This is a genomic window from Janthinobacterium sp. P210005, assembly GCF_036231865.1.
Taxonomy (GTDB): Bacteria; Pseudomonadota; Gammaproteobacteria; order Burkholderiales; family Burkholderiaceae_D; genus Janthinobacterium; species Janthinobacterium kumbetense.
In genome coordinates this window covers 47,535-59,120 of record NZ_JAZARC010000005.1, presented here as the reverse complement: position 1 = coordinate 59,120, position 11,586 = coordinate 47,535, and the positions used below count along the sequence as shown (strand labels likewise).

The window sequence follows — 11,586 nt, the reverse complement described above, 5'->3', positions numbered from 1 at the left end:
CTGTGGCGGTCAATTGGCGCGCACCGACGCGGCCGGCGCCGTGCGCCCGGCCAGGGTGCCCGTTTGCGCGGCCAGGCGCAGGCTGGCGGCGATCGCCTGCGCGCGCGTGTCTTCCAGCGAAAACTGTGCCTGGGTCGCTTCGCGCACGGCGTTGAGCACGTCGTTCCAGCTCTTGCGGCCGATCACGTACTGGCGCGCATACGATTCGAATACCTGCGTAGAGGTGGTGCTGGCCTCGCCCGCGTTGCCCAGGCGCTGGCGGCTCGCCTCTGCCTCGTTCCAGTCCAGCGTGAAACGCTCGCGTACCTCGCGTTCGGCCACGTCGTGCGCGGCGCGCGCGCCTTCGCGGCGGGCCACGGCCGCATCCACGCCCGCCTTGGCCGACAGGCCGGCGCCCGGCTGCGCCTGCAGCACCAGCATGGCGCGCGTGCGGTTGTCGGCATTGATGCCGCCCGTCGGCTTTTCCATGCGCAGCACGACTTTCGGCATGTAGGCCGAGCGCTGCATGGTGATTTCGGAATCGGCGGCCTGCGCCTCGAAATCGAGGCGGTGCAGGGTGGGGGAATAGTCGATGGCCTGGCGCATGACCCGCTCCAGGCTGGCGTCGGGCAGCGGTTCGCCCACGCCGATGCCGGTGGTGCTGACGAGGCGCACGGGCTTGCCCGCCAGCTGCGACAATTGCGCCAGCGCGTTTTCCAGCGCCTGGCGCGCATTCGACACGTCGTTGGCCGCCTGGTAGGCGCGCGACTCGGCCAGGCGCTGGTCCGTCTGCGAGCTGACCGACTGCACCACGCGGCGCTTGATCATGTCCAGCAGGCGCTGGTGCTCGGCCAGACCCGCCTCGGCGGAACGCACGCGCGCCGTCTGGCGCAACGCCTCGGTGTAGGCGGCGATCACGCGCAGGGACAGGGTCAGGCGTTCTTCCTCGATGGCCGCACCGGCCGCGTCGACCCGGCTGCTGGCGGCATCGATGCCGGCGTCGATGCGCCCGCCGCTCCATAGCGGCTGCTCGATGCGCACCACGCCGCCCGTTTCCTGCGAACCGGTGGGGACTTCCGCCGACAGGCTGGGAAAGCGCTGCCATTGCGCGCCATCGAGGTCGGCCCGCGCGGCCGCCTGCGTCGAGCGCCTGCCCTGCACGGCGGGATGGCTTTGCAGCGCCTGCTGCAAGACCTGGTCGAAGCTCCATGCGGTGGCGCCCTGGGCGTGGGCGAAAGACGTCAGGGATGCCATGGCCGCGGCCATCAGCAGGGCCGCGATGCGTGGCAGTGAGGACAATGCTGGGGAACCGCTTGATCTCATCCCGTACTTTTCCGGCCCGAGGCCTGACGCATTTCAAGGTGGGGCGGGAGCGCGCCGCTGTGCGCTCCCGCTGCCGTGCCTGGCGTGGGTGCCCTGCTTCAGACGATGAAATTGGCCGCCGTCAGCTGCGTGATGTTCACCCCGCTCAGCAGCACCAGCGCCGTGTCGATGGCGTTGGCGTTGCTCAGGTCACTCGAGTGATACACCGTCACGGCGCCGCTGTTTTGCGCATCGGCGATGACGATGTAGCCCTGGCCCGACAGGACGCTGTTGTCGGCCGCGATGGCGCTGGCCGCCGCGCCGATCGACACGGACGTGCCATCGAAGATGAACAGGTTGTCGTTGCCAAAGTCCGTGCTCAGGTTGACGCCCACCGCCACCGCTGCCGTCAGGTGGGCGATGGCCGACATGTCGATCACGTCGCCGCCGGCGGCTGGCAGGCCGGTGCTGAAGTCGCTCACCGTCAGCGGGTTGTGCAGGGCGTTCTGGCTGAGCACGAACAGCTGGCTCGCATCCGTCAGGTCGGCGTGGGCCTGGGCTGCCGCTGCCGCTGCGGCTGCGGCGTTTGCCGACACCGTCAGCGAGTTTGCATCCGTCAGGTCCGCCTGCGCCTGCGCCTGCAGGGCCGCTGCCGCTGCCGCATCCGCTGCCAGGTGCAGGGCGGCGGCGTCCGTCAGGTTGGCCGTCTGCGCCGCGGCCAGGGCGGCGGCGGTAGCCGCATCGGCGGCCTGGGTGAGCGCCACGGCATCGGTCTGGTCGGCCAGCGCTTGCACGGCGGCGGCGTGGGCGGCGTCCGCCGCCGACACCACGGCCAGGGCGCTGGCGTCCGTTTGCGCGGCCAGGGCGTTCGCTTGCACCAGGGCCGCATCGGCTGCCTGCGCGTCGGCGTTGGCCTGGGCCGCTGCCGCATCGTCCGTGTAGGCCGCATTGGCATTGGCATGTGCCTGGGCCGCTGCTGCTGCCGCGTTGGCGGCGGCGACATCGTCCGCTTGCGCGGCCTGGAAGGCCAGCAGCGAGGCGGCGGCCTGGGCCTGGGCCAGCGGCGCGGCCGCATCGGCGGCATGGGCGGCCAGCGCGGCTGCGGCCGCATTGTTGGCGTTGACGGTGGCCGCTGCCGCTGCCGCATCGTCGGCCTGTGCCTGTTGCGTGATGGCCAGCGAAATGGCGGCCTGGGCTGCTGCGGCTGCCGCGGCGTCATCGTCGTTCTGCGCCGCGGTGGCGGCGGCCAGGGCGGTGGCTGCCGTTGCCGCCGTGCTGATGGCGAGGGCATCGGCGGCGATCGCTGCCGTGTGCGCGGCGGTGGCGGCGGCGGCATTTGCCGCCGCCTGGTTGGCGGCCGTGTCGTCGGCTTGTGCTGCCTGGGCGGCGAGCAGTGCCGCTGCTGCCGCCGCGGCGCTGGCGGTGGCGGCAGTATCGGCTGCGGCTGCGGCAGTCGCTGCTGCTTGTGCGAGGGAGGCGGCGGCTGCGGCGTCCGCTGCGGCCTGGTCGTCGGCGACGGCGGCGTTGTGCGCTGCCTGGGCGTTGGCGGCGTTGGCCGCGGCCAGGGCGGCCGCCGCGTCATCGGCCTGTGCCGCTTGCGTGGCTGCCAGGGTAATGGCGGCCGCGACGGCCGCTGCCGCTGCGGCGGCATCGGCGTCGTGCGCGTTTTGCGCTGCCAGCTGGGCAGCGGCTGCTGCCGCTGCGGTGGCGGCGACATTGGCGTCAGCGGCGAGGGCCGCGTTCAATGCCAGCTGCGCATTCGCTGCTGCCGTGGCGGCCGCTGCCGCCGTGGCGTCGTCGGCCTGGGCATTGAGCGTGGCGGCCAGCGAGATGGCTGCCTGTGCCGCCGCCGTTGCTGCGGCTGCATCGGCGTTCTGCGCCGCGACGGCCGCCGCATGCGCGGCTGCCGCATTGTTGGCGGCCGTGACGGCCGCTGCATCGTCGGCCTGGGCCGACGCCAGCGCCGCATGGGCGGCTGCCGCATTCGCGTCGGCCTGGGCTGCCGCATCGGACGCATTTTGCGCGGAGATGAGCAGGTTCAGCTTGAGCGTCTTGTCATTGTCGGCGTCCAGGGCATTGGTATCGGCCGTTACCGCCGCGTTCAGGTTGGCGATGGCCGCGTTGAGCGCCGCATGGGCGTTGAGGGCGGCCGTGTCGGCCAGTTGCGCCGCCAGCGTGGCTGCTGCCGACAGGGCCGCCGTGTGCGCGGCACTGGCGGCCGCATCGTCGGCGGCCAGCGCGGCGCTGGCCGCGGCCAGTGCATTGTTGGCCGCCGTGGCGAGGGCGGCCAGGCCGGCGTCGGCCTGCAGCGCGGCGTCGGCAATGATCTGCGCGGCTGCTGCGGCGGCTGCCGTGCTTGCCGCCGTGGCATCGGCGCCCACGGCGGCATTGGTGGCGGCGAGCGAGTTGCTGGCCGTCAGGATTGCCGCATTGAGCGCCGTCGTGGCCGCATTCAGGGCCGCTTGCGCATTGTTGGCCGCCGTGGCCGCTGCTGCGGCGACGCTGTCGTCGTTCAGGGCCTGGTTCAGGGCGGCCAGTGCGGCTGCTGCCGCCGCCGCCGTCGTGCCGACGGCCAGGTCGGCCGCCTGCGCGGCCTGTGTGGCGGCCAGCGAGATGGCCGCCGTGAGGGCGGCGGCTGCTGCTGCGGCATCGTCCGCCTGCGCATGCTGCGTGGCGGCGGCCGAGATGGCGGCGACGGCGGCGGCAGCGGCGGCGGCCGTATCGGCGGCGGTAGCGGCCGCAGCGGCGGCCGTGGCGTTGGTGGAGTTGAGGACGGCGGCAGCGGCGGCCGCATCGTCAGCCAGCGCCTGGTTCAGCGCGGTCAATGCATTGGCGGCGATGGTGGCGGCGCTGGCGGCCGCATTGTCGGCCAGCTGTGCCGCTTGCGCGGCCGCTTGCGAGGCATTGGCGACGGTGGCGGCCGTGGCGGCGGCCAGATCGTCGGCAACGGCGGCGGCCGTGGCTGCATTGGCCGTGACGGCAGCCGCGGCGGTAGCTGCCGCATTCGCGTCGGCGGCCAGGGCCGCATTCAAGGCGGCCAGGGCATTGGCTGCCGTCGCTGCCGTCGCGGCGGCGGCGGCATCGGCCGCTTGCGCTGCCTGCGCCGCTGCCAGCGAGGTGGCGGCCACGCCAGCGGCGGTCGCCGCGAGAGTGTCGTCCAGCTGCGCCGCCGTGGCGGCAGCCTGCGAGGTCAGGGCCAGCGTGGCGGCGGCGGTGGCGGCATTGTCGGCGGCAATCGCATTGTTCAGCGTGACCAGCGAGGCGGCAGCCGTGGCGGCCGTCGAGGCGGCAGCCGCATCGTCGGCTTGCGCCGCCAGCGCCGCCGTGTGCGACAGGCCGGCCGTGGTGGCGGCCACGGTGGCGGCCAGCGCGGCCACCAGGTCGAGTGGATGGGCGGCCGAATAGGCGGCAGCCGCAGCGGCGCTCGCGGCATCGTTGTTGGCGATGGTGGTCAGCGCGGCCGCGTCCGTCAGCGCCGCCTTGGTGGCGGCCACGGTGGCGGCCGTGACGTCGAGCGTATGCTGGGTGCCCAGCACGACGGCGTCGGTCAGGCCGGCAACGGTGGCGGCGGTCGCGGCGGCCGTGGCATTCACGGTCGCCACCAGGCCCAGGGCGACGGCGTCCGTCAGGCTGGCCGTTGTTTGCGCGGCGGTGGCGGCGGCCGCATCGACGGTGGCCGTCAGCCCCAGGGCCACGGCATCGGTCAGCGCGGCGGTGGCGGCAGCCGTGTTGGCGGCAGCCGTGGCGGCCGCCGAGACGGTGCCCAGGGCAACGGCGTCCGTCAGGTTGGCTGTCGTGGCAGCCAGGCTGGCGGCCGTGTTGGCGGCCGTCGAGACGAGGCCCAGCGCCACGGCATCGGTGAGGTTGGCCGTCGTTTGCGCCGTGGCGGCGAGTGCCGCGTCGGCCGTGGCGACGAGGCCCAGGGCCGTGGCGTCCGTCAACGAGGCGGTGGCGGCGGCCGTATTGGCGGCCGTGGTGGCGGCGGCCGAGAGCGTGCCCAGTGCCACCGCATCGGTCAGGTTGGCAACATTCGTCGCCGTATTGGCGGCGGCGGCCGCGGCGGCGGCGGCCAGGCCCAGGGCGGCAGCGTCCGTCAAGTTGGCCGTTGTCAGCAGGGTGGCGGCCAAGGTGGCATCGGTGGTCGAGATCACGCCCAGCGCCGTGGCATCCGTCAGCGCCGCCAAGCTGGCGGCCGAGGCGGCAGCCAGGCCATCGGCGTTGGAAATGAGGCTCAGCGCGATGGCGTCCGTCTGGCCCGCCGTCGTGACGGCTGCGGCGGCGGCCGCATCGGCGGTCGACGACGCCACGGCCAGGGCCGCGGCATCGGTCTGGCCGGCCACGAGCTGTGCCGCGGTCAGGGCGTTTTGCGCCAGCGTATTGGCGGCCGTCAGTGTGCTGACGGCGGCCTGGGCGGCAAGTTCGGCGGCGGCATCGGCGGTGGAGACAAGGCCCAGTGCGCCGGCATCGGTCAGCGCGGCGGTGGCCGCTGCTGCCGTGGCGGCAGCTTGGGCCGCCGCCGCGGCGCTGACGGCCGAGATGTCGATCCCGCCCAGCAGGGCAGCCGTTTCCGCCGCCGCAACGGCGGCGGCGGCGGTGTTGGCGAGCGCCACGGCGTCGGTCAGGTTGGCAGTGGTCAGCGCAGTCGCGGCCGCCAGCGCATCGGCGGCGGAGATGCCGGCGAGGAAGAGGGCATCCGTCAGGCTGGCGTCGGCATCGGCGCCATCGGCGTCGAGCTGCAAGGCGTTGACGGTGGCCGTCAGGTCGACGACGCTGGTCTGCCCGGCCGTGACATTGGCGGCCAGGGCGGCGAGGTTGGCCAGGTTGAAGGCATTCAGGGCGACGTTGACATCCAGCAGGCTCGCTTGCGAGTGGGCGGCGGCGGCATCCGCGTCCGCCTGGTCGGCAGCTTGCTGCAGAGCAACTACATCGGTCTGACCGGCCACGGCCTGGGCATTCGCGGCATCGCTGGCCGCCGCCGCGTCGGCAGCGGCCAGGGCGGCAGCGTCCGTCTGGTCGGCGGTAGTTTGCGCCGCCAGCGCGGCGGCGGCGTCATTATCGGAGACGATTTGCAGCGCGGCCGCATCGGTCAGCGCCGCTTGCGCGGCGGCGGCGGTCGAGGTGTTGGCGGCGGCGTCGGCCGTGATCTGCAAGGCGGCCGCGTCGCTCAGGTTGGCTGTCACCACGGCGTTGGCGGCGGCAGTGGCGGCAGCGGCGGCAGCGATGTCGAGCGCGGCGGCATCCGTGTTCCCGGCTAATGTGGCCGCTGTCGCCGCTGCGGCGGCATCGGCGCTGGAAATCAGGGCCAGCGCTGCCGCGTCTGTTAAGTCGGCCTGCGCCTGCGCCGCATCCGACGCCAGGGTGGCGGCATCGGCGATCAGCCCCAGGGTGGGCGCATCCGTCATGTTCGCTTGTGTCTGCGCATTTGCGGCGTTCGTGGCGGCCGCATCGGCGGCGGCCTGCAGGGCCACCGCATCGGTGGCGTTGGCGATCGAGGCATCCCAGGCGGCTGCGCCGGCGGCGGCGTCCGCTGCCATGGTCAGCGTCACGGCGTCGGTGAGTCCTGCTTGCGTGCTGGCCGACGTAGCGGCATTCGCTGCCGCCGTGGCGGCGATGCCCAGTGCCGCGGCGTCGCTGGCATTGGCGTTGATTGCCGCATTCGCTGCCGCGGTAGCGGCCGCATTCGAGGCGGCGGTCAGGGCGACGGCATCGGTGGCGGCGGCCACGCTGGCGGCCGCGGCGGCGGTGGCCGCATCGGCATCGGAGATGACTGTCAGGGCGGCGGCGTCCGTCAGGCTGGCCTGTATGCCGGCCGTGACGGCGGCATTGGCGGCGGCCGTGGCCGCCAGGTCCAGCGCGGCGGCGTCCGTGGCATTGGCCAGCGCCGTGGCGGCAGCGGCGGCGGCGGCATCATTGGCCGAGATGACGCCCAGCGCCGCCGCATCGGTCAGCGCTGCCTGGGTATTGGCGGCGGTGGAGACGACATCGGCCGCATCGGCGATCAATTGCAGTGCGGGGGCGTTGGTCTGGTCCGCTTGCGTCTGTGCCGCATCGGCAGCGGCGTGCGCGGCGGCGGCGTTGGCGGCGGCCGTGACGGCAGCCGCATCGGCATTTTGTGCCGACGTGGTGGCGGCCAGCGAAATGGCGGCGGTTGCGGCCGCGGCCGCGGCTGCGTTGTCGTCGGTCGTGGCAGCCGTGGCAGCGGCTTGCGCACCGGGCACGGCGGCTGCCGTGCTGGCGGCCAGCACATCGTCACTGGTGGCGTTATTGGCTGCGAGCAAGGTTGCTGCCGCTGCAGCTGCAGCGGCAGCAGCCTGCTGGTCGGCGAGCGTGGCCGCATTCGCCGCTGCCAGCGCAGCTGCTGCCGTGGCGGCGGCTGCTGCTGCGGCGGCATCATCGGCCAGGGCATTGCTGGCCGCCGCGACCGCTGCTGCTGCAGCCAGCACGGCCGCGTCGGTAATGGTCGTCGTCGTGGATTGATTTCCCGTGCTACCGCCGGTCGAGCCGCCAGTGCCGCCAGTTCCTCCCGTGCCACCGGTTCCTCCCGTGCCCGTGCCGCCAGTGCCCGTGCCACCGGTGCCAGAACCGCCAGCCGCGGCACCGCCACCGCCACCGCCTGCTGCGGCGGCTACCAGGCCAAGGCCGCCGAGCGCGCCCAGCACGCCAAGTCCGCCCAGGCCGCCTGCAGCGCCGGCGCCGGCGCCTGCACCCGCTCCAGCTGATGCTCCTGCGACATCCACGACGCTGCCGCTGGGGATGCCGGCGGCGCCCGCGCCGGTGCCTGCCGCGCCCGCGGCGCCACCGTTGTTGTCGCTTTGCGACGTGCCGGGATCGGCACTGCCATTGCCGGCCTGGCCTGCGGCCGCACCGCCGCCACCGGCTGCCAAGGCGGCTGCCGCCACCGCTGCGGCCGTGCCCAGGGCAGCGGCATTGCCGCTATCGGCGCTTCCCGTGACTTCCACGACATTTTCAGGCGGCATGGTCGAGCTGGCATCGGCCCCTTTTATCAGCTCGTCTTCGTCATATTGCTTGCGGTCGCCGTTTTTCGGATTGACCGCTTTTTTAGCGGGCGTAGCGACCTTGACGCCAGCGCCTTCGGCATTGACGGGAACTTGTGCTGGATTTTGGGTGGTGGCCATTTGAAAATCTCCGGAAGAAGGTTATATGTTCGTTCAATTTTTTAAGATATTAAAAAATCAATAATATGTTTCGTTTCCTTGCTTACTCCGGCGTGGCTTGGGCCGTGGTTGAAATTGGGTATTGCCGATGCAGATGGTGAAAGTAAAACATAACTGGCAAAAAAACGCTGGCGTAATGGAACGTCGGCCCTGAAATATTTAAAATGCCATTTTTGCATTTGTTTTGCATGGCGTTATTTTCTTGCATCCTGTTTTTCCGATAACTGGCTTGCCAGCCGATACACCTAAAAATATAGCGGTATTTGCATGCAGGCCGCACCAGCTCTCACTCTGATGGTAGTTTCAATTTTGAAACTTTCAATTCAATTTTTATCATTTTTCATGACTCTATTCTGTCAAGCTTTGCGTAAGCGAATAATCACGGATTGTCACGGATTGGGACTTTTAGGATGAATCCGCTACCCGGTTGCAGTGTTTCTGCGATTTTCATCGAAAAAACCCTATCGCTATCGAATTGCTAGTTGTTGCTTTTTTGCATGGTGATTATCAAATTTGATTGGTAATAAAATACGATAGAAATAATTATTTGTAATTTTTATATCGGATTGATGCTATCGAATGAATAGTCTTTATTCAGGGAGGGAATTTTTTAATAATCACTATCAGAAAGGTAGTTATTATTTTCAGATGTTTTGCCAGCGCAGGAATAGAAAACGCCCCGACGGGCGGGGCGTTTTTGAGGGGGAAGAGCTAGTGCGCTGTCAGCCTTCCTCGCGCCAGCTGCGCAGGCGGATGGCGGCGTAAATCAGTGCCGCGCCTGCCGCCGCGCCGAGCCAGACGGCCGGCAAGGCGAGGCTGGACCAGGAATTGCTGAACACATCGATGCGTGTCATGTGCGAGCCCCCCTCTGCCAGGGCGTGCATGCGCGGCAGCAGTTCCGGTTCGAACAGATACCAGCTGCCGGGGAGGGTGCCCAGCAGGGCACGTCCGATGACATTCATCTGTATCCAGCTGACATCGCTTTCCGTCTGCGTCAGCTTGCCGGCCCAGACTGTCAGGATGAGCAGCAGCAACGGCACGCCGACGGCCCACAGGAAGACTTTCGACTTGGCCCAGCTCGATACCATCAGCAGCCAGCCGACAGTCGGCAAGGCCCACAGGCAATACACGGGCAGCAAGCCAAACACGCGCAGCGGTCCCAGGTACAGGCCGGAAGAGCCCAGCAGTTCGGCAAACACGTGGATGCCGTTGGCCGCCAGCACGCCGCTGAGGATCAGGATCAGGGCCAGCGACGTCAGGCTGGCGGCAGCGGCCACGATCAGCGGCGCGACCAGCAGGGCGATGGCCGCTTTCGACAGCACCGTCTGCGCATCCGAGATGGGCAGCGATTTCCAGAACAGCACGCTGCGGTCGCGGCGATCGTCATGCAGGGCGCTGAGGCAATAGAAAAATACGAGGAAGCCCAGCGCCAGGAACAGCGGTGCGGCCGCGTACGTATAGTTGTTGGCGACGGCGTCGATGATTTCCGTGCGGCGCGGGCCAAAGGTGCGCGTATTGAAGACGGTGCTCCAGGAAATTTCCTCGCCATTGACGATGAGCGCCGTGTGCATTTTGGTCTTTGCGACGGTCGCGGCCGCCATCAGGGCGCCCAGCACCGTCATGACGACGCCGATCAGGGCAGGCGTCCACACCAGCATGCCCTTGTGTTCCCACAACTCGCGCCGGAGCAGCCATTGCATCTTGTTTACAGGGGAAATACTCATTGGTACGATCCTTTCATGGTCGCGACAAACAGGTCAGCCAGGCTGGGCGTGCGTACTTCGCCGAGGGCAGCCAGCTGGGTGCGGGCGACGCCATCGAACAGCATCACGGACTTGCCGAACACGCTGCGTTCGCTGATCGGCTGCAGGGCGCGTGCCGGATTGACGTGCTGCGGGCCCACCATCACCTCGATATAGCGCTCGCCCACCTCTTCCATGCTCGAGGCCAGCACGATCTTGCCGTCGCGAATGAACATCAGGTCGCTGAGGATGTGTTCCACTTCCTCGATCTGGTGCGTGGTGATGACGATGGTCTTGTTTTCATCGAAATAGTCTTCCAGCAAGTTCTGGTAGAACTGCTTGCGGTACAGGATATCCAGGCCCAGGGTCGGCTCGTCGAGCACCAGCAGTTTGGCGTCGATGGCCATCACCAGCGCCAGGTGCAGCTGCACCACCATGCCTTTCGACATGGCCTTGACCTTCATCTTCGGCGACAGCTTGGTGTGGGCCAGATAGCGTTCGGCCTTGCTGCGGTCGAAACGTGGATGCACGCCGGCAACGAAATCGATGGCGTCGGCCACGCGCAGCCAGCCCGGCAGGATGGCCACGTCGGCGATGAAGCACACGTCGTCCATCAGCGCGTCGCGTTGCACGCGGGGATCGCGCCCCAGCACGGACAAGTCGCCATCGAAGCCCGTCAGGCCCAGGATGGCTTTCAGGGTGGTGGTCTTGCCGGAACCGTTAGGCCCGATCAAGCCGACGATGCGCCCCGGCGCGATATCGAAGCTGATGTTGTCGATGGCCACCTGCTTGCCATACTGCTTGCGCAGGCCGCGCGCGCTGATGACGCTGTCCTTGTTCAATGCATTCATGCGTTCTCTCCGTGTGCGCCGCCGTCGCGGCTCGCTTGCAGCAGTTGATCGAGATCAAGGCCCAGGCGGGTGATGTGTTCCAGCAAGGCTGGCCATTCTTCGCGCAGGAAGCGTTCGCGTTCGCTGGCCAGCAATTTGTCGCGGGCGCCTTCCAAGACATACATACCGAGTCCTCTGCGTTTTTCCACCAGGGCATCGTCGACCAGTTCCTGGTAGGCGCGCGAGACCGTGATGGGATTCAATTGATAATCGGCCGCCACCTGGCGCACCGACGGCAAGGCGTCGCCGGACTGCAGCACGCCATCGAGCATCATGCCCACCACCCTGGCCTTGAGCTGGCGGTAGATGGGGCTATTGTCGTTCCATTCCGCGCTCATGGGATGCGCTCCGACAAGGGCGGGGCGGCGCGGCGCGTAAAAAGTGCTGTAGGCATCGAAGCTCCGTGGTGTATTGGGTTGGTGTTGTAGTGAACTATAACAGTGAAAATGCAAATGTCAACAGTTCGATGATTTCTAACCATGTGGAAACTATAATGTT

The 11,586-nt window shown here is 68.7% G+C and carries 5 protein-coding genes; all 5 read right to left on the bottom strand.

Annotation, left to right across the window (positions count from 1 at the left end; genetic code table 11):
* Window positions 1–9: 9 nt before the first annotated feature.
* A complete protein-coding gene (locus tag VPH40_RS19475; protein WP_328574270.1) occupies window positions 10–1,278 on the bottom strand; it encodes a TolC family protein in 1,269 nt (422 codons plus the stop codon).
* A 122-nt stretch (window positions 1,279–1,400) separates the two neighbouring features.
* On the bottom strand, window positions 1,401–8,417 hold the full coding sequence (locus VPH40_RS19470) for a hypothetical protein (protein WP_328574269.1): 7,017 nt from the start codon (window positions 8,415–8,417) through the stop codon (window positions 1,401–1,403).
* Between the two features lie 761 nt (window positions 8,418–9,178).
* Window positions 9,179–10,180, bottom strand: coding sequence for a hypothetical protein (locus tag VPH40_RS19465; RefSeq protein ID WP_251351931.1), 1,002 nt, complete (start codon window positions 10,178–10,180; stop codon window positions 9,179–9,181).
* Window positions 10,177–11,049 (bottom strand): ABC transporter ATP-binding protein, encoded by an 873-nt coding sequence (locus VPH40_RS19460; RefSeq protein ID WP_289906649.1) that lies wholly within the window; start codon window positions 11,047–11,049, stop codon window positions 10,177–10,179. The genes VPH40_RS19465 and VPH40_RS19460 overlap by 4 nt, the downstream gene beginning before the upstream one ends.
* Complete coding sequence (locus VPH40_RS19455; protein WP_077402228.1) at window positions 11,046–11,426, bottom strand: GntR family transcriptional regulator; 381 nt, start codon at window positions 11,424–11,426, stop codon at window positions 11,046–11,048. Before VPH40_RS19455 ends, VPH40_RS19460 begins: the two co-directional genes overlap by 4 nt.
* Between the last annotated feature and the right edge of the window lie 160 nt (window positions 11,427–11,586).